The organism is Streptomyces chlorus (genome assembly GCF_042655885.1).
Taxonomy (GTDB): Bacteria; Actinomycetota; Actinomycetes; order Streptomycetales; family Streptomycetaceae; genus Streptomyces; species Streptomyces chlorus.
Window position 1 is genome coordinate 23,995 of sequence record NZ_JBHSOA010000035.1, and the last position, 18,778, is coordinate 42,772.

Annotated in this window: 15 protein-coding genes and 1 pseudogene; 7 read left to right on the forward strand and 9 right to left on the reverse strand. The window is 72.6% G+C overall.

Features of this window, described 5'->3' with window-relative positions; genetic code table 11:
- Nucleotides 1-4: 4 nt before the first annotated feature.
- Nucleotides 5-2,437 (forward strand): right-handed parallel beta-helix repeat-containing protein, encoded by a 2,433-nt coding sequence (locus ACFPZI_RS16670; protein WP_381363779.1) that lies wholly within the window; start codon nt 5-7, stop codon nt 2,435-2,437.
- Nucleotides 2,438-2,471: 34 nt separating this feature from the next.
- On the opposite strand, the gene ACFPZI_RS16675 is transcribed toward ACFPZI_RS16670, so the two are convergent.
- Nucleotides 2,472-4,811 (reverse strand): hypothetical protein, encoded by a 2,340-nt coding sequence (locus tag ACFPZI_RS16675; protein WP_381364091.1) that lies wholly within the window; start codon nt 4,809-4,811, stop codon nt 2,472-2,474.
- A 331-nt stretch (nt 4,812-5,142) separates the two neighbouring features.
- On the opposite strand from ACFPZI_RS16675, the gene ACFPZI_RS16680 reads away from it, so the two are divergent.
- Nucleotides 5,143-5,982, forward strand: a complete 840-nt coding sequence (locus ACFPZI_RS16680; RefSeq protein WP_381363781.1) for a DeoR/GlpR family DNA-binding transcription regulator — start codon at nt 5,143-5,145, stop codon at nt 5,980-5,982.
- Between the two features lie 118 nt (nt 5,983-6,100).
- Here ACFPZI_RS16680 and cds1 read toward each other — a convergent pair whose 3' ends face one another.
- Nucleotides 6,101-7,243: an L-cysteine desulfhydrase Cds1 gene (gene cds1, locus ACFPZI_RS16685; protein WP_381363782.1), complete on the reverse strand. Its 1,143-nt coding sequence runs from the start codon at nt 7,241-7,243 to the stop codon at nt 6,101-6,103.
- A 346-nt stretch (nt 7,244-7,589) separates the two neighbouring features.
- Between cds1 and ACFPZI_RS16690 the strand changes: the two genes are divergently transcribed.
- Together ACFPZI_RS16690 and ACFPZI_RS16695 are read left to right on the forward strand one after the other, a co-directional pair.
- Complete coding sequence (locus ACFPZI_RS16690) at nt 7,590-7,913, forward strand: hypothetical protein (RefSeq protein WP_381363784.1); 324 nt, start codon at nt 7,590-7,592, stop codon at nt 7,911-7,913.
- Nucleotides 7,914-8,108: 195 nt separating this feature from the next.
- The gene (locus ACFPZI_RS16695) at nt 8,109-8,654 is read left to right on the forward strand and encodes an ATP-binding protein (RefSeq protein WP_381363786.1); all 546 of its coding nucleotides are present in this window, start codon (nt 8,109-8,111) and stop codon (nt 8,652-8,654) included.
- A 33-nt stretch (nt 8,655-8,687) separates the two neighbouring features.
- Here the strand turns inward: ACFPZI_RS16695 and ACFPZI_RS16700 are convergent.
- The 5 genes and pseudogenes from ACFPZI_RS16700 to ACFPZI_RS16720 all read right to left on the reverse strand — a co-directional run.
- A pseudogene (locus tag ACFPZI_RS16700) lies at nt 8,688-8,876 on the reverse strand (hypothetical protein); the annotation flags it as partial.
- A gap of 341 nt (nt 8,877-9,217) precedes the next feature.
- Entirely contained in the window at nt 9,218-9,640 is a 423-nt protein-coding gene (locus ACFPZI_RS16705) for a PPOX class F420-dependent oxidoreductase (protein WP_381363788.1), read from the reverse strand.
- A 111-nt stretch (nt 9,641-9,751) separates the two neighbouring features.
- Nucleotides 9,752-10,639: an NAD(P)-dependent oxidoreductase gene (locus ACFPZI_RS16710; protein ID WP_381363789.1), complete on the reverse strand. Its 888-nt coding sequence runs from the start codon at nt 10,637-10,639 to the stop codon at nt 9,752-9,754.
- A gap of 164 nt (nt 10,640-10,803) precedes the next feature.
- Entirely contained in the window at nt 10,804-12,042 is a 1,239-nt protein-coding gene (locus tag ACFPZI_RS16715; protein WP_381363791.1) for an ROK family protein, read from the reverse strand.
- Between the two features lie 35 nt (nt 12,043-12,077).
- A complete protein-coding gene (locus tag ACFPZI_RS16720) occupies nt 12,078-12,731 on the reverse strand; it encodes an alpha-ketoglutarate-dependent dioxygenase AlkB family protein (RefSeq protein WP_381364093.1) in 654 nt (217 codons plus the stop codon).
- An 85-nt stretch (nt 12,732-12,816) separates the two neighbouring features.
- Between ACFPZI_RS16720 and ACFPZI_RS16725 the strand changes: the two genes are divergently transcribed.
- Nucleotides 12,817-13,959 carry a methyltransferase gene (locus ACFPZI_RS16725; protein ID WP_381363793.1) on the forward strand — a complete coding sequence of 381 codons (1,143 nt, stop codon included), beginning with the start codon at nt 12,817-12,819 and terminating at the stop codon, nt 13,957-13,959.
- A 144-nt stretch (nt 13,960-14,103) separates the two neighbouring features.
- Here ACFPZI_RS16725 and ACFPZI_RS16730 read toward each other — a convergent pair whose 3' ends face one another.
- Together ACFPZI_RS16730 and ACFPZI_RS16735 are read right to left on the reverse strand one after the other, a co-directional pair.
- The gene (locus tag ACFPZI_RS16730) at nt 14,104-14,958 is read right to left on the reverse strand and encodes a class II fructose-bisphosphate aldolase (RefSeq protein WP_381363795.1); all 855 of its coding nucleotides are present in this window, start codon (nt 14,956-14,958) and stop codon (nt 14,104-14,106) included.
- 23 nt (nt 14,959-14,981) lie between these two features.
- The gene (locus tag ACFPZI_RS16735; RefSeq protein ID WP_381363796.1) at nt 14,982-15,863 is read right to left on the reverse strand and encodes an SIS domain-containing protein; all 882 of its coding nucleotides are present in this window, start codon (nt 15,861-15,863) and stop codon (nt 14,982-14,984) included.
- A gap of 192 nt (nt 15,864-16,055) precedes the next feature.
- Between ACFPZI_RS16735 and ACFPZI_RS16740 the strand changes: the two genes are divergently transcribed.
- Nucleotides 16,056-16,835, forward strand: a complete 780-nt coding sequence (locus ACFPZI_RS16740) for a DeoR/GlpR family DNA-binding transcription regulator (protein WP_381363798.1) — start codon at nt 16,056-16,058, stop codon at nt 16,833-16,835.
- Nucleotides 16,836-16,941: 106 nt separating this feature from the next.
- Complete coding sequence (locus ACFPZI_RS16745; protein WP_381363800.1) at nt 16,942-18,777, forward strand: glycoside hydrolase family 15 protein; 1,836 nt, start codon at nt 16,942-16,944, stop codon at nt 18,775-18,777.
- Nucleotide 18,778: the final 1 nt, after the last annotated feature.

Consider the following 18,778-nt stretch of genomic DNA (forward strand, 5'->3'; position numbering starts at 1 on the left):
CGCCATGGCACAGGGCACGGTCCAGGTGACGCACACCGGCACATCGCGGTGGCGGCGCCGCACAGGTGAGTACGCGTCGCTCGCCGCCGCCCTGGAGGCCGCGGCCGAAGGCGACGTCCTCACCGTCGCTCCGGGCACCTACCGGGAGAATCTCGTCGTGGAGCGGGCGGTGACCCTGCGCGGTCCCGAGGGCTCGCCCGGCTCGGTGCGCATCGCGCCCCTGGACGGGGTTCCGCTGACCGTACGCGCTTCGGCGGTGGTCCAGGACCTGCATGTGGAGGGGCAGGACGCGGCGGCGCCCGCCCTGCTGGTCGAGGACGGCACGCCGGAGCTGCGGGACATACGGGTGGTCACCCGGTCCGCGGCCGGCATCGAGGTGCGCGGCAGCGCCCGGCCGACGGTCCGCCGTTGCACGGTCGACAACCCGGCGGGGGTCGGCATAGCCGTGCTCGACGGCGGGGGCGGAGTGTTCGAGGAGTGTGAGGTCGTCGCCGCGGGGCAGGCGGGCGTCGCGGTGCGCGGGGGCGCCCGTCCCCGCCTCGAGCGCTGCCGCGTGCACCATGCCGCGGGCTCGGGCCTGACCGCGACCGGGGAGAATTCGGCGCTCGAGGCGGTGGGCTGCGAGGTCTACGAGGTGCGGGGCAGCGGTGTCCAGGTGACCGGCCGGGCGACCGCGCACCTCACCGACTGCGATGTGCACCGCATCACCGGCGACGGGGTCACGCTCGACACCGACGCCGTGCTGACGCTGGCCGACTGCCGTATCCACGACATCCCGGAGAACGCGGTCGATCTGCGGTCCCGCTCCGTGCTCACCATGACCCGCACCACCGTGCGGCAGTTCGGCCGCAACGGCCTGTCGGTGTGGGACCCGGGCACCCGCGTGGACGCCAATCAGTGCGAGATCTTCGACAGCACCGGCGACTATCCGGCGGTGTGGGTGAGCGACGGTGCCACCGTCGTCCTGGACTCCTGCCGGGTGCACGACGTGCCGGACGCCCTGTTCGTCCTCGACCGCGGTTCGCGCGCGGACGTGGTCGACAGCGACCTGTCGCAGGTGCGCAACACCGCCGTGTCGGTGAGCGACGGCGCCACCGCCCAGCTCGACGACTGCCGGATCCGGGAGGCGGCCACGGGCGCCTGGTTCCGGGACCACGGCAGCGGGGGAACCCTCAACAACTGCACCCTGGACGGGATGCAGACCGGCGTGATCGTCACCAAGGGCGCCGACCCGACCGTGGAGCGCTGCACCATCGACTCCCCCGCCGAGGCCGGTGTCTACGTCTCGGCCGGCGGTCGCGGCAGCTTCCTCGATTGCCGGGTCACGGGCAGCGGCGGCTACGGCTTCCACGTGATAGACGGCAGCCGGACGACGCTGCGGAAGTGCCGCACGGAACGCTGCGCGCGCGGTGGGTACGAGTTCGCCGAGAGCGGCGCGGCTCCCGGCGCGGGGGGCCCGGTGGTGGAGGACTGCGCCAGCGACGAGAGCGGCAGTCTCGCGTCGCCGGCGGCACCGGAGCCGGCCCTGCAGACCACGAGCCACTCCCTGGGCCTGCTCGGCGCCGTCCCCGGGCAGCCGGCCGAGCGGACGCCGCCCGAGTCGGTGACCGAGCCGGAGAAGGAACTGCGCCCGTCGAAGACCGTGCTCGGCGAACTCGACGCGCTGGTGGGCCTGGAGAGCGTCAAGCGGGAGGTGCGGGCCCTCACGGACATGATCGAGGTGGGCCGGCGCCGGCAGCAGGCGGGGCTGAAGGCCGCGTCCGTCAAGCGTCACCTCGTCTTCACGGGTTCCCCGGGCACCGGCAAGACCACGGTCGCGCGGCTGTACGGCGAGATCCTCGCCTCCCTCGACGTACTGGAGAAGGGGCATCTGGTCGAGGTCTCGCGTGTCGACCTGGTCGGCGAGCACATCGGCTCGACGGCGATCCGTACCCAGGAGGCGTTCGAGAAGGCGCGCGGCGGCGTGCTGTTCATCGACGAGGCGTACGCGCTCTCCCCCGAGGACTCCGGGCGTGACTTCGGCAAGGAGGCCATCGACACGCTCGTGAAGCTGATGGAGGACCACCGGGAGGCGGTCGTGGTGATCGTCGCGGGGTACACGGCCGAGATGGAGCGGTTCCTGTCCGTCAACCCGGGTGTGGCGTCCCGTTTCTCACGGACCATCACCTTCGGCGACTACGGGGCCGGTGAGCTGTTGCGGATCGTGGAGCAGCAGGCCGAGGAGCACGAGTACCGGCTGGCGCCGGGTGCCTCGGAGGGCCTGCTGAAGTACTTCACGGAGATCCCCAAGGGCCCCGCCTTCGGCAACGGCCGTACGGCGCGGCAGACGTTCGAGGCGATGGTGGAACGGCACGCGAGCCGGGTCGCCCAGCTGCCGGAGCCGAGCACGGACGACCTGACCCTGCTCTTCGCCGACGACCTGCCCGAACTGCCCTGACCCGGACGGCACCGCACGCGTCGCGACTCGCCCCTCACGCGGTGGGCGCCTCCGTGCCGGTGCGGAGGCCGTCGTCGGGGTCTCCCGTGCAGCGCGGTGCCGGGACGTCCGGCCGCAGCCGGGCGAGCAGCCGCCGGCGTTCCTCGGCGAAGGCCGGGTCCGCCTGATAGTCGGAGTGGCCGAGGATCGGCGCGGGCAGTGGATGGCTCTCGGTGCGGCCGTACGCCAGCGGGTCCTTGAGCGGGGGACGGTCCACCTCGGGGCCGCGGTCGCCGGACAGCCGCACCGGGCCGCCGATGGGGTCGGTGCGGCGGTGGAGGTTGCGCCAGCAGTCGACGTCCTGGTGCAGCGCGCCGAGCGCGTCCGGTCCGAAGTGGGCGGGGAACCAGCGGCCGTACAGCCGCTCCAGCGGGGATCCGTAGGTGAGCAGGGCGACGCGCCCCCGGGTGGACGGGGTGAGCTGCCAGGCCGCCGCGGCGGCGAGGACGCTGCCCTGGGAGTGGCCGGAGAGCACCAGGCGTCCGCCGGTGGCCCGCGTCCAGGTCTCGATCCGCCAGGTCAGGTCGGGCACGGCGCGTTCGGCGTAGCAGGGCGGGGCGAAGGGGTGGGCGGCGCGCGGCCAGAAGGTGCCGACGTCCCACAGGATACCGATCGTGCGCCGCGCGGAGGCGTCCTTGTAGGCGCGTCGGCCCCAGGTGACGAACAGTACGAAGCCGAGTCCGATCAGCCAGGAGCCCAGCGCCTGCGCCGTCTCGGCGGCGCCGTGGGCGACGGCGTAGGTGCCCTGGGCGGCCTCGCCCGGCGTGCGGTCGGTGGCCAGCGCGCCGACGAGGGCGCCCGCGCCCAGCAGCAGGGTCGCGGCGGAGGTGACGGCGACGATGCGGGGTCCCCGGTCGGTGAGGGAGGCCATGGCGCGGGCGTTGGCGATCCGCCGGGTGCGGGCGGGGTCGCCGGTTTCGCCCGGGAACTCACGTGCCACGGCGGCGCGCTCGTCGCGGGCGATGTGCCAGGCCCGCCGGGCCAGCCAGCAGCAGAGCCCGAGGATCAGGACGAGCAGCGGCGGGATCACGGTCGCCTGCCAGGTCAGGACCACCGGCGGCCCGGGGATCGACACCCCGGTGCCGTCCAGCCAGTCGGAGACGCGCTGGGCCACGCCGCCGGACATCACGCCGCCCAGCGCGCAGGCCAGCATCGCGACGGCCGGTCCGGCCAGGCCCCGCATGGCGGCGCGCCGGTCGGGGGCGCTGCGGTGCAGGGCGTGGGCGACACCGGCGAGGACGGTCACGAGCAGGCCCTGGACGAGGGCGATCGCGTCGAAGGTCATGTCGCCGGGCAGCCGGCCCGTCGATTCCCAGCCGGGGCGTCGCCATCCGGTGTACACCAGAGTGAGGGCGAGCAGGAGGAGCGCGGCGAGGGGCAGCAGGCGCAGCAGGTGTGCGTCGAGGGCGTCGTCCAGACGGCGGTCGGTGCGGCCGCGGCGGCAGACCACCCACACCACGACGGCCGCGGCGGCGATCAGGGTCGCTTGCACGAGTGGGCCGAGGAGGGCCAGTGCCGCGGATCCGCCCGGTGCGCGGTCGTACCGGGCGGCCGCGGGGGCGAGCGCGAAGGCGACGGTGAGCAGTCCGGCGGCGGTGTGCGCGGCACGAAGCCGGGCGACCAGGCGACGGCCGTACCAGAAACCGGGCCGGCCCAGGGCGGTGGGGCCGCCGTCCTCGGGCTCGGTCTCGGGCTCGTGGGACATCGGCTGCTGGGACTCGTACGCGCTCCAGGTGCGCAGGGACAGGTACCACAGCAGCCCGGTCAGGGCGGTGGGCACCAGGGCGGCGAGGCCGAGCCGGCGGCCCGGCTCGCTCCACCAGCCGTCGTCCGATGCCTCGGGCGAGAGGAAGCCGAGCCAGGAGTGCCGGTCGGCGCACGCCTGCGTGCCCGCGCACTGCCAGGCCGCCAGGTCGAGGGCGACCTCGCACGCCGCCGCGACGAGCAGCACCGTCAGACTCAGTCCGGCCAGCCGCACCAGCAGTCCGTACAGCCGGGTGAGCCGTCTGCGGCCTCGGGCCGCCGGGCGCATCCAGTGGGCGAGGTTGACCACCATGAAGGGCAGCAGCAACAGCCACAGGGCACGGGTGCCGTTCCCGGAGGTGAGGTTGCACCAGACGTAGGCCTCGGGGACCGGTCCGTCCCGGTGGCCGGCGGGCAGGCGCTCCGCCTGCACGTCGTCGGCGCGCCGGAATATGGCGGCGATGTCGTCGCCGGCGATCCGCACGGTGCGCGGATCGTTCAGCATGTCCTGTGGGGTGGCGCCGCCCACGCCGTGGACCAGGAGTTCCAGGGCGGTTCCCGAGTCCTTCGGCCGCTCGGCGGGGCCGTCCATGCTCTCGGCCCGCTCGGCCGGTCTGCCTTCCTGCGCACGTTCCACTGCTTCGCACTTCCCCCGTGACACGCCGTCGGATCCGTCCGTGCGGGCAACAGGTTTTCCCCTGCCGGAGCGGCTGACACCTCTCCTCACGGAATCTCCCCGATCCGGGTGCCGAACGCGCAACCCACGAGACAATAATGACATGTACGCGACGAATATTGGGTGCGCCGCCCTTGCCCCGGCATGCGAGGATGGGACGCCGACGCACTGGCGGAAGGAACGCGCCAGTCGGACCGGGTGCGCGGGGTGTGTCGGACGGCTTGGCGGCGAAAGGACCGGAGCGTACGTGAGCGAGAATCAGAACCTCCTCGCGGAGCAGCGGCGCACCCTGATCCTCGACGAGGTCCGGCGGCGCGGCGGAGTCCGGGTCAACGAACTGACCCGCAAGCTCGGCGTGTCGGACATGACGGTCCGCCGCGACCTCGACGCCCTCGCCCGGCAGGGCGTGCTGGAGAAGGTGCACGGCGGCGCGGTCCCGCTGGTCGAGGCCAGCACCCATGAACCCGGCTTCGAGGCCAAGTCCGGTCTGGAGCTGAGCGCGAAGGACGACATCGCGCGAGCGGCGGCCGAACTGGTCTCGCCGGGTGCGGCGATCGCCCTCTCGGGCGGTACGACGACATACGCGCTGGCCGGTCAACTGCTCGACGTGCCCGACCTCACCGTGGTCACCAACTCGGTGCGAGTGGCGGACGTCTTCCACGCGGCGCAGCGCACCTCGGGCCCCCGGCAGGGCGCGGCCACGGTCGTCCTGACCGGCGGTGTGCGCACGCCGTCCGACTCACTGGTGGGGCCGGTGGCCGACCAGGCGATCGCGGTGCTCCACTTCGATCTGCTGTTCCTCGGTGTACACGGGATATCGATCGAGGCCGGGCTGTCGACGCCGAACCTCGCCGAGGCCGAGACGAACCGGCGACTGGTGCAGTCGGCGCGGCGGGTGGTCGTGGTCGCCGACCACACCAAGTGGGGCACGGTGGGCCTGAGTTCGTTCGCTTCCCTGGACCAGGTGGACACGCTGGTGACGGACTCCGGACTGCCGGCCGAGGCCCGCGACGAGATCTCTGAGCACCTGCCGCGGCTGGTCGTGGCGGGCGAGCCCGAGGAGTCGGCGGAACCCTCGGGCGTCTGACCGGGCCCCAGGAACTCGGGCTCCGGCTCGGCTCCCGGTTTCTCAACTCTTCGGCTCTTCGGCCAGAAGTCACCCGACATCACGGGGTCACGCGACCGTACGCGCGCGGCGGTCGCCGTCAGTCCGGCCAGGTTCCTGTCCGCAGCAGCGTTTCGATCGTCGCCGTGTACGGAGCGATGTCCAGGCCCTGGTCGGCCAGCCAGGCGTCCGAGTAGTACTTGTCGAGGTAGCGGTCCCCCGGGTCGCACAGCAGCGTCACCACGCTCCCCTGCCGCCCCTCGGCCACCATCTCCGCGACGATCTTCAGCGCGCTCCACAGCCCGGTGCCGGTGGAGCCGCCCGCCTTGCGGCCGATCGCCTGCTCCAGGAATCGTACGGCGGCGATGGCTGCCGCGTCGGGGACCTTCATCATCCGGTCGATCGCGCCGGGCACGAAGCTCGGTTCCATCCGGGGCCGGCCGATGCCCTCGATGCGGGAGTCCCGGTCGCAGGTGACGTCCGGATCGCCGGTGGTCCAGCCCTCGAAGAAGCAGGAGTTCTCGGGGTCGGCGACGCAGATGCGGGTGTCGTACTGCATGTAGCGGACGTAGCGGGCGAGGGTCGCCGAGGTGCCGCCGGTGCCGGCCGTGGCGACGATCCAGGCGGGCTCCGGATGGGGCTCCAACTTCAACTGGCGGAAGGTGGATTCGGCGATGTTGTTGTTTCCCCGCCAGTCCGTGGCGCGTTCGGCGTAGGTGAACTGGTCCATGTAGTGGCCGCCGGTCTCCGCCGCGAGGGCGGCCGACGCCTCGTACATGGTGCGCGGGTCGTCCACGAAGTGGCACCGGCCGCCGTGGAACTCGATCAGGCGGCACTTCTCGGCGCTCGTCGTGCGTGGCATGACGGCGATGAAGGGCACCCCGATCAGCTTCGCGAAGTACGCCTCGGACACGGCGGTCGAGCCACTGGATGCCTCGATCACCGGGCGGCCCGGACGGATCCAGCCATTACACAGTCCGTAGAGGAAGAGCGAGCGGGCGAGCCTGTGCTTGAGGCTGCCGGTCGGGTGCGTCGACTCGTCCTTGAGGTAGAGGTGCACGCCCCACCGCTCGGGCAGCGGGTAGCGCAGCAGGTGGGTGTCGGCCGACCGGTTGGCGTCGGCCTGGACCCTGCGCACGGCTTCTTTCAGCCAGTCGCGGTAGCCGGGGTCGCTGTGATCGGCGTCGAGGGTGGTGCCATCCGGGGCTTGCTGGGGCTGTGGAGACTGCTGGGGAATGCTCACGACAGGGCTCCTTACGCTGAGCGCGCCGACGGCGTCCCGCGCGGCCGACGCACCGATCATAGAACCCTGCGGACCATCTCCCATCTGCATAAACGTCCCTTTGGGGGGCTCAAAGGAAGCCCTGGACCCCACCTCGGCGCCACCTTCCGACACACGGCGGCGGGGGCGCATTCGCGCGAGTGCTTCGGACGCCCCCGGAAGGGGAGCGTGCGTACTGGTGCTCAACGGCGGGGGCGGGCAGACTTCCCGCGGAGCAAGGTCCCGGACGAGAGCACACTGGATCAGGACATGAGCCGGCCCGCGGAGCACGGTCCGGTACACCGACGCGCACAAGGGGGCGGGTGGCATGGCCGAGCTGGAGTTCACGGCCAGGGGCGTGCGGATCGGCAGGCGGCTGCGGTCGCTCACCCGGGCCGGACAGGTACGGATCAGCGACGGCAGGCTCGAGCTGCTCACCAGCTACGGAAGCGAGATCGACAGCGCGCCGGTGCAGGCCGTGCGCGCCTCCCGGCCCTGGTTCGCCCCAGGGGGCCGCGCCCTGGCCGACCTCAACGGCCACCGCTACCTGCTGACCCTGGGGGACCACGACCCGGCGCCGGGCGAGCCGGGGCCGCCCGCGGCGCGCCGCTTCATCGAGGCCGTACGCCGGGCATCGGGGCGCGGCGCCTGAGATGCCCGCGAGTTGCGCCGCCCCAGGCCCTGCGTCACGCTGTTCTCACGTCACTCTGGGTTTACCGGCGATAACGCTGCGAACCAGCCCGCCGGCCACGACAGCAGGCGGCCATGTCACGCAGGCACCCTGCTGGATCCGTACTCCGTGTTCTTCCGGACGTCTGTCCGGACCTGACACCGGGGAGTCGCAGCTGTGATCACTCACCCAAGCAGACACTGCACGGTGGAGCTCCAGGCTCTGCCGTCGCGGATCGGCCAGGTCCGCAGAATCGTATCTGCGCAATTGCGCTACTGGCATATGGACCCTTTGATAGACCGGGCCTCGCTCGGTGTGACGGAGCTGTTGTCCAACGTCCACCGGCACGCCCAGCCCGACAAGACCTGCAAGGTCGAGCTGGAGGTGCTGCTCGACCGGCTCAAGGTCTCGGTGCGCGACCACGACCCGCGGCTGCCGGTCGTCGGGGACGCCGCTCCGCTCGCCACCTGTGGGCGCGGGCTCGCGATGGTGGCCGCGATGAGCGAGAGCTGGGGCGCCCTGCCGGACGGCGAGTCCGGCAAGGTCGTGTGGTTCACGCTGCCGGCGCCGTCCGCGGCTCCCGTCGCGGACTGGGACCACTATCCGCGGATTACCACCGGTGAGCACGCCGTGCGCCGGTTCGCGGAGGTCACGCTCGTCGAGCACGCCGTCGAGGACCGCCGGACCGAACCCGCTCCCGCCCGGTCCGCCGTTGTCGGCTGACCGGGCGGTGACCTCCTCCGGTACGGGGGGTCCTCACTCGGCGGCGACCGCCCGCGGTACGTCCATGCGGGCCGCACGCCGGGCCGTGCGCAGCACCACCAGGGCTCCGGCCGCAAGACCCACCAGCGCCACCACGGCGAGTTGCAGCGGCGGCATCGCGAAAACGAAGCTGCTGTCGCTCGCACCGTCGGAGGCCGCGACGAGCACCCAGCCGAGGAACGCGCAGGGGGGTGAGCCGGTGGTCTCCGAGGCGGTGGTCTTGGGGAGGTGGTCTTGGGGAGGTGGCCCCGGGGGCGTGCCGCGCCGATTTGTTGTCGTCGTCGTGCGAAGCGTCGTGCTTCCTCGTTGTGCTGCAACGATGCCGGGGCGTCGTACGGCCAGCGGCACTGTGCGTACCCCAGGGGGAGTGCGCGGGACGGCGACGCCTGCTCCCCTCCACCTCGACTGCTGTACCTACTGGTACGTACAGTGCAGCGGCTGCCCCCATGGCGTCCCTGGGAGCCGGTTCCCCGGGACGCCATGGGGGCAGCCCTGAGGATGGGCCCGTTCCGGGCAGCCGAGGCTCAGGTGGACGGCTGGTCACTGTCCTTCATCGCGCCCCAGCCGTGCCAGCGTTCGACCTCGATCCAGGCGCTGACCCGCGCCCGCACCCGGTCCGGGTACGGATTGCCGGTGTAGTGCCGGGAGAGGCGGTCGATGTCAGCCAGTCCTTCGTCGTCCTTCAGCTCGACGACGCGGCCGATGAGGGTGACGTGGGTGTACCAGTCGCCACCGGCCAGCACCGTGAGGGTGACGCGCGGATCGCGGCGCAGGTGCTTCAGGCGCACCCGGCCCTCGTCCAGGCTGATCAGCACGCGACCGTCCTCCCACACGTACCAGGTGGGCGTGGAGACGGGTGCGCCGTCGGAGCGGAGAGTGGCCATGACACAGGGGTTGGGGCGGCTCAGCAGGGCGTCGGCCTCGGGCGGCAGCGGGGGCTTGGACACTACGGACTCCTCGGAGGTTCTTCGGACAGGTCCCCGGACGTTGCGTACAGGTGCTCGGAAGGGAATGCGGCGGCCGCTGAGGGCAGCGGTGCGGGCGACCGGGGCGGCCGTTCAGACGGAGGGCTCGTCGAAGCTGGCGTAGTAGGCGGCGGCCATGTCCTCGTCGCCGTGGCCCTGGGCGGCGGCGCGTTCCATGCGCTCGGCGCCGGCGGTGGCTACGTCCAGGCGTACACCGTGCTGTTCGCCGGCCCGGACGATCAGACGGGCGTCCTTGGCGGCGGTGTTCACGGCGAACTGGGCCGGGGACAGCGGCCCGTCGAGGATCAGCCCCGCCTTGGCGCGGAGGTAGCCCATGTCGAGCGGGCCATCGGCGATGAGGTCGAAGAAACCGTCGGGCTCGACGTCCAGTGCCTTGGCCAGGGCGAGGGTTTCACCCACCGCCGACGTGACCGCGAGGACCCAGCTGTTGGCCACCAGCTTGAGGCGGGTCGCGCTGCCGGCCGCTCCGTCCTCCCCGGTCCACACGGTGCGGGCGCCGACGGCGTCGAACACCGGCGTCACCGCGTCCCGGCCCTCGGCCGGCCCGGCGGCAAGCACGGTCAGCTGTCCGGCCTCGGCCGGCTGACGGGTCCCCAGCACCGGGGCGTCGTAGAAGAGCAGGCCGTGCTCGCGCGCGAAGCCGGCCAGCTCGGCGACACCCTCGAGACCGGCGGTGGTGGACTGCGCCCAGACGCTTCCGCGCCGCAGCGCGGGTGCGGCCAGCCGCATCGTCTCCAGGGTGGCGGAACCGTCGTACAGCATGGTCAGGACGATGTCGGCGGACTCGACCGCCTCGGCGGGGGTGCCGGCGATGTGCACGCCGTCGGCCGCGAGCGGGTCGGCCTTGGCGCGGGTGCGGTTCCAGGCACGGACGGTGTGGCCGGCACGGGCGAGGTTGCGGGCCATCCCCGCGCCCATGATGCCGGTGCCCAGGACGCTCACGGTGAGCTTGTCGGTCATGACCTCGGCTTTCTGTCGGTCGGTCGGGGACGTACCCCTGGGCCGGTTCGCACAACCTGTTCCCACGGCCCGCGCGTGCAGCCCGTTCGTACGTCGTGGGTCATTGTGCGACGGTCGGCGCAGGGTGCGCCTGTCGGCACGGGCATTCGCCTCCCGCCTGCCTGTTACGCCAGGGCCCCCAGCGGGTCGTCCAGGACCGGCTGCCAGGCGAGTTCGGCGGCGCCGGCCAGGCTGTTGTGAGCCAGAGTGCACGCCAGGATGGGGACGCCACCGCTGCGGCCCCACAGGCTGCGGTCGGCGACGACGGCGCGCAGCCGGTCGGGGGCGGCGTCCAGGAGGATGCCGTGCAGGCCGCCGAGGATGATCCTGTCCGGGTTCAGGATGTTCACCAGGCCGGCGAGGCCCAGGCCCAGGCGGTCGATAAGGGTGGCTACGGCGGAGCGGACGGCAGGGTCGTCGTAGTGCTCGCGGATCAGCGTGTCGGCCTGTTTCAGGAGGGACACCTCGGGGCCGGGTTCGCGTCCGGCCGCGGTGAGAAAGGCCAGCGGGTCCGCCTCCACGTCCAGACAGCCCCGGCTGCCGCAATGGCAGGGGCGGCCGCCGGGGTTGACGGCGACGTGGCCGACCTCCAGGGCGAGACCGGAACTGCCGGTGTGCAGGCGGCCGTCGAGCACCAGCGCGCCGCCGACACCCCGGTGGCCGGTGGCCACGCACAGCAGGTCGCGCGCGCCACGCCCGGCACCGTGCCGGTGTTCGGCGAGGGCGGCGAGGTTGACGTCGTTCCCCGCGAAGGCCGGGCCGTCGAGGCCGGCGGCACGCACCTGCTCGGCGAAGATCTCCCGGACCGGGGCTCCCGCGGGCCACGCCAGGTGCATCGGGTTGAGGGCCAGCCCTTCGGGTTCGGCCATCGCGGACGGTACGGCGAGCCCCGCTCCGACACATCGGCGTCCGGTCACCCGGAGCAGGTCGGCGCCGGCCGCGACGACGGAGCCGAGCACCTTCGCCGGGTCGGCGTCGACGACCTCGCATCCGGGGGCGGTGGCCACGATCCGGCCGCCGAGGCCGACCAGGGCGGCCCGGAAGCCGTCGGCGTGCACCTGCGCGGCCAGCGCCACCGGACCGTCCTCGGCGACCGAGAGCCGGTGCGAGGGGCGGCCCTGCGAGCCGGCTGCCGCGCCGGGCCGGGCGTCGACCCGGATCAGGCCGAGCGCCTCTAGTTCGGCGGCGACCGCGCCGGCCGTCGCCCGCGTCACGCCCAGCTCCGCGGTGAGCACCGCGCGGGTCGGCGCACGCCCGGTGTGCACGAGCTCCAACGCGGGCCCGAGCGCACCGCGTCCCCGGTCCAGCCGCGTCCTCGAGGTGGTTCCTTCCCCCGTCGGCCGGGGGTCCGCCTTCCCGCTCATGAGGGCGAGTCTCCCATGATCGCGACCGCGTCCGGTTACCGGCCGCTGACCCGGAGTGTGATGTTCAGCCTCCCTGTCAGTCCCAGTTCCGGTGGCGCCGTGCCCGCGTGGACGCGCGGGACTCCGTGGTACGCCGGCCGGGACGGCCCGCCGAAGACGAAAAGGTCACCGCTGCGCAGCTCGACGTCCGTGTAGGGGCGGGTGCGGGTCTCCGGGTTGCCGAAGCGGAAGACACAGGTGTCGCCGAGGCTCAGCGACACCACGGGCGCGTCGCTCTCCTCGTCGCCGTCACGGTGCATGCCCATGCGGGCGTCGCCGTCGTAGAAGTTGATCAGGGCGATGTCGTACGCGGTCCCCGCCGGCGCCGCGTCCGTGCCGAGCGCGTCGGTCACCGCGCGGTGGCCCAGTTCGCCGAGGCGGGCGGGGAACGGCTTGACCGGGGTGCCGTCGCCGTCGACGACGGTGCGTGCGTAGCCGTACGGGTACCAGTGCCGGCCCAGGCACACCTGCCGGGCGGTCATCGTGCCGCCGCCCGGTGTGCGGACCGTGCGCAGGCCGGCGGGCGGGCGGGCCCACGCGCGGCACGCGTCGAGCAGGGTGCGCTGTGTCCGGGCGTCCAGCCAGTCCGGCACATGCACCGCGCCGGGCGCGACCTCGGCGCGGGGCCGGGGGAAGAGTTCGCCGTCCATGGAATCCATCCTGCCCGACGGCTCCTCCTGCCCGGCACGGTCCGAGCTGGGGCTCGGCTAGCCTGGTCGCACGATGAACGACCGTATGACGACTGCGTGGGGTGCGCCGTTCCTGGCCCGCTTCCCCGAGGATCCCCGCGACAGGCTGCGCGCCTGGGACGCCTCCGACGAGTACCTGCTCGGGCATATCCACCGGGAAGAGGTGTCGCTGGACGGCACGGTCGTGGTCGTCGGGGACCGGTGGGGGGCGCTCGTCACGGCGCTCGCCGCGTACCGGCCGACGCAGATCACCGACTCCTGGCTGGGGCAGGAGGCCACCCGCGCGAACCTGGCACGGGCCGGTGTCGAGCCGGGTACGGTCCCGCTGCTCACCACGCAGGACCCGCCGCCGGGCCGGATCGACGTGCTGCTGGTGCGGGTGCCCAAGAGCCTGGCGCTGCTGGAGGACCAGCTGCTGCGGCTGGCGCCCGCGGTGCACGCCGACACGGTCGTCGTCGGCACCGGCATGGTGAAGGAGATCCACACCTCGACGCTGAACCTCTTCGAGCGGATCATCGGCCCCACCCGGACCTCCCTCGCCGAGAAGAAGGCACGGCTGATCCTCTGCACACCGGACCCGGCACTGGTGCGTCCCGCCGGCCCCTGGCCGTACAGCTATCGGCTGCCCGACGGCATCGGCACGGTCTCCGGCCGGACCGTCGTCAACCACGCCGGGGTCTTCTGCGCGGACCGGCTCGACATCGGCACCCGGTTCTTCCTCCAGCATCTGCCGCAGCCGCCGTCGGAGCGGCCGGGCCTTCGGGTGGTGGACCTCGGGTGCGGCAACGGCGTCGTCGGTACGGCGGTGGCGCTGGCCGACCCGCGGGCCGAGGTGCTGTTCGTGGACGAGTCGTTCCAGGCGGTGGCGTCCGCGCAGGCCACGTACCGGGCCAACGGCGTACCGGGGCATGGCGAGTTCCGGGCCGGCGACGGACTGACGGGCGTACCGGACTCCAGTGTCGACCTGGTGCTCAACAACCCGCCGTTCCACTCCCACCAGGCGACCAGCGACGCCACCGCCTGGCGCATGTTCACCGGCGCCCGGCGCGCCCTGCGCCCGGGTGGCGAGCTGTGGGTCGTCGGCAACCGGCATCTGGGCTACCACGTGAAGCTGCGACGGCTGTTCGGGAACAGCGAAGTGGTCGCGAGCGACCCGAAGTTCGTCGTCCTGAGGGCCGTGAAGGAGTAGAACGTCGGGAGGCCGGGCGGCGGCGCGTAGGGCCTTCGGCCGTCGGGCCGCCGACCAGAGGGGTTCCTGGTCGGCGGGGCGCGTCCGTGGGGCGATGCGGTGGCGATTCGGCGGGGCAGGCCGGTGGGCCGAGACGGCAGGGGGTCAGGGTGCCGTGAGTGTCCCGATGATGTCCGCCACTGCGCGGGTCATCGCCTCGCGGCCCACCGTCAGGTAGCCGCGGGAGTCGACCGCTTCGGGGCGGGCGGCGAGGAAGTCCCGGATGGCGCCGGTCATGGCGATGTTCAGCGCCGTTCCGATGTTCACCTTGGCGATGCCCGATCCGACGGCAGCGGTGAGTTCGGCGTCCGGGAGGCCGGAGGAGCCGTGCAGGACGAGGGGGACGTCCAGGGTGGCGGACAGTCGTCCGAGGAGGGCGTGGTCGAGGGCGGCGGTGCGGGTGGTCATCGCGTGCGTGGTGCCGACGGCGACGGCGAGCGCGTCCACGCCCGAGTCGGCGACGAAGGCGCGGGCCTGGTCGGGGTCGGTGCGGGCGCCGGGCGCGTGGGCGTCCAGCGGAGGCCTGCCGCCCTTGCCGCCGATCTCCCCCAGTTCCGCCTCGATCCACAGGCCCCGGGCGTGCACCCAGTCGACGGCAGCCCGGGTGGCGGCGAGGTTCTCGGCATAGGGCAGCCGGGCGGCGTCGTACATCACGGAGCCGAAGCCGGCGTCCGGGGCCTGGCGCAGGAGGGTGTCGCTCTGGACGTGGTCGAGGTGCAACGCGACGGGTACGGAGGCCTGTTCGGCTGCGGCGACGGCGGCGCGGGCGAGTGGCAGCAGGCGGCCGTAGCGGAACTTGACCGCGTTCTCGCTGACTTGGAGGACGACGGGGGCGTTGACCGACTCGGCGCCTGCGATGACGGCTTCGATGTGTTCCAGCGTGATGACGTTGAACGAGGCGACCGCCGATCCGGCCGTGGCGGCGCGGCCGACGAGTTCGCCGGTGGTGGTGAGGGGCACGGCCTGTCCTTCGGCGGTCGGTGTCAGGAGTCGAGGACGACGGAGCGGGTGAGGTGGCGGGGGCTGTCGGGGTCGAGACCGCGGGCCGCCGCCACGGCGACGGCGAGACGCTGGGCCCGGACGAGTTCGGCCAGTGGATCGAGGGTGCCCTGGATCCACAACGCGCCGGTGTCCCTCACCTGTTGGGCAAGGCCGTCCGGTGGGTCGCCCAGCATCCAGGTCGCCGTGGAGTGGGTGGTGACGCTGATGGGGCCGTGCCGGTACTCCATCGCCGGGTAGGCCTCCGTCCACGCCAGCGCCGCCTCCCGCATCTTCAGCGCGGCCTCGTTGGCGAGGCCCACGGTCCAGCCGCGGCCGAGGAAGGTGAACTGGGTGCGGTGCACGAGCCCTTCGGGCAACGGCCGCGCGAGCGCGGTGCGCGCGTCCTCGACGGCCGTGTCGCGGTGCAGGCCGAGATGGGCGCGGAGCAGGGTGAGTGCCGTGGTCGCGAACCGGGTCTGGACGACGGAGCGTTCGTCCGCGTAGTCGAGTACGACGGCTTCGTCCGCCGACGACATCACGGGGGTGTCCGGGTCGGCGGTGAGGGCGGTGGTGCGGGTGCCGCCCTTCAACCGGTCGAGCAGGCCGAGGACTTCGGTGGTGGTGCCGGAACGGGTGAGGGCGACGACATGGTCGTAGGTACGCCCGTACGGGAACTCCGAGGCGGCGAAGGCGTCCGTCTCGCCCTGACCCGCGGACTCGCGCAGGGCCGCCACCGCCTGTGCCATGAAGTACGAGGTGCCGCAGCCGACGACCGCGACCCGCTCCCCCGGTGCCGGGAGCGCCCTGGTGTGCTCGGCCGCCTGCGTCGCGGCACGCGTCCAGCACTCGGGCTGACTCGTCAGCTCGTCCTCGACATCCGTCATGACCGCCCCCACCCTGCTCGGTGATTGTTCTTGCAAGATAGAGTGAGGTTTCGAGCATAATCAAGCATTCGAGCGGAAGTGGGGTGCGCTAGGGTCGCCGTAGATCCAAAGACGTCCCGAGCCGGCCCGGAACGACCGGAGGTCCGAGGTCCGAGGCCCTGGGACGACAGGAACCGCACGACGGGAGGGCGGATGTCGCGGGACGCCCGCTGGCAGGCACTGCTGGAACTGCTCGTCGAGCGGGGCCGGTTGGACGTCGACGAGACCGCCGCCGAGCTGGCGGTGTCGGCCGCGACGATCCGCCGGGACTTCGACCAGCTCGCCGGGCAGCAGATGCTGGTACGCACCCGGGGCGGGGCGGTGGCGCACGGGGTGTCGTACGAGCTTCCGTTGCGTTACAAGGCCGCGCGCCGCGCCTCCGAGAAGCAGCGCATCGCCCAGGCGGTGGCTGATCTGCTCGCGCCGGGCGAGGCGGTCGGGCTGACCGGCGGTACGACCACCACGGAGGTGGCGCGTGCGCTGGCGGTGCGCGGTGATCTCGCGTCCGGGTCGCCCGCGCTGACCGTGGTGACGAACGCGCTCAACATCGCGGGCGAACTCGCCGTGCGGCCGCAGTTCAAGATCGTGGTGACGGGTGGTGTGGCGCGGGCCCAGTCGTACGAGCTGGTCGGGCCGCTCGCGGACGGTGTGCTGGGGCAGATCACGCTCGACGTGGCGGTGCTCGGTGTCGTCGCCTTCGATGTCGCGCACGGCGCGGCGGCACACGACGAGGCGGAGGCGGCGATCAACCGGCTGCTGTGCGAGCGGGCCGAGCGGGTGATCGTGGCCGCCGACTCCAGCAAGCTGGGCCGGCGGGCGTTCGCCCGGATCTGCTCGGCCGAGTCGGTGGACACCTTGGTCACGGACTCGGCGGCGCCTCCGGAGACGGTGCGCCGGTTCGAGGAGGCGGGGCTGCGCGTCGTCGTGGCGTAACCGCTCGCCACGGACTGCCGGGCCGGCCTGATCTGCCTAGGCTGGCAGTGCGGCCACGCGGGCCGGGTCGCAGTACGGCGACGCGGGCCGGAGCAGGGAGGCTGTGATGGACGGGACGGCCGAGGAGCGGGGTGCGTTCGGCGGGCGCCGGTACGTGCCGATCGCCGATCACGGGCTGATCGGCGACCTGCGCAGTGCGGCGCTGGTGGGGACCGGCGGCACCATCGACTGGTACTGCTGTCCGGACTTCGACGCGCCGAGCGTGTTCGCCGCGATCCTGGATGCCGAGCGCGGCGGCTGCTTCGAGCTGGCGGCGGCCGTACCGGCGCGTACCAGGCAGTTCTACTTCCCCGACACCAACGTCCTGATCACCAGGTTCTTCACCGAGGACGGCGTGGGGGAGGTGCAGGACTTCATGCCCCTCGCCGGGGGGTCGGCCGAGTCGGGCCGACACCGACTGATCCGGCGGGTGGTGTGCGTACGCGGGTCCCTGCCCTTCCGGATGCGGGCGGCTCCAAGATTCGAGTACGGCACCCGGCCGCACACCCTGCGGTTGACCGACGGCATGGCGCTGTTCGCCTCCGAGGCGCTGTCCCTCGCACTCACCTCGACCGTCCCCCTGGAGGCAGACGGCCCGGACGCGTGGGCCGACTTCAAGCTCGCCGAGGGCGAGACGGCGGTGTTCGCCCTGGACCAGGTCGGCGGTGAGGTGGTCCCCCGCCGCTGCGCGCAGCGGGAGGCGGAGGACCAGTTCTGTGAGACCGTGCGGTACTGGCGGCGCTGGCTGTCCTCCTCGCGCTACCGCGGCCGCTGGCGGGAGATGGTGCACCGCTCCGCCCTCACCCTGAAGTTGCTCACCTACGCGCCGACCGGGGCGATCGTGGCGGCACCCACGACGAGCCTGCCGGAGGAGCTCGGCGGGGAGCGCAACTGGGACTACCGGTACGTGTGGGTGCGGGACGCGGCCTTCTGCGTATACGCGCTGCTGCGGCTGGGCTTCTCCGAGGAGGCCGAGGCGTTCATGGGGTTCGTGTCCCGGCACATCAGCCCGGGCTCCGACTGCCCTTCCGGCCCTCTGCAGATCATGTACGGCATCGACGGCCGCACCGACCTGTCCGAGCGCGAACTCGGGCATCTGGAGGGGTACCGGGGCTCGGCGCCGGTGCGGGTCGGCAACGCGGCGTCCGACCAGTTGCAACTCGACATCTACGGGGCGTTGATCGACTCCGTCTACCTGTACGACAAATGGGCCGAGCCGATTTCCAGCGAGCAGTGGGACCATGTGTGCGCGCTGGTGGACTGGGTGTGCGCGCACTGGGACCAGCCCGACGAGGGGATCTGGGAGACGCGCGGCGGCCGCAAGAACTTCCTTTACTCACGGCTGATGTGCTGGGTGGCGATCGAGCGGGCCATCCGCATGGCCCATCGGCGCGGGCTGCCCGCCGACCTCCCCCACTGGCAGGCGAGCCGCGACACCGTCTACCGGCGGATCATGAGCCATGGCTGGTCCGATACGCGCCGGGCCTTCGTGCAGCACGAGGACGGCGATGTGTTGGATGCGGCGGTACTGATGATGCCGCTGGCGAAGTTCATCGCGCCGACCGACCCGAAGTGGCTGTCCACCCTGGACTCCCTCACCGAGGACCTGGTGTCGGACTCCCTGGTCTACCGGTACGACCCGCGGACGAGCCCGGATGGCCTGCACGGCGACGAGGGCACGTTCTCCATCTGCACGTTCTGGTATGTCGAGGCGCTGACCCGGGCCGGCCGGCTCGACGAGGCGTCCCTCGCCTTCGAGAAGATGCTGACGTACGCCAACCATCTCGGCCTGTACGCCGAGGAGATCAGCCACAGCGGGGAACAGCAGGGCAACTTTCCGCAGGCGTTCACGCATCTCTCGCTGATCAGCGCCGCGTTCAATCTGGACCGCGCCCTGGGCTGAG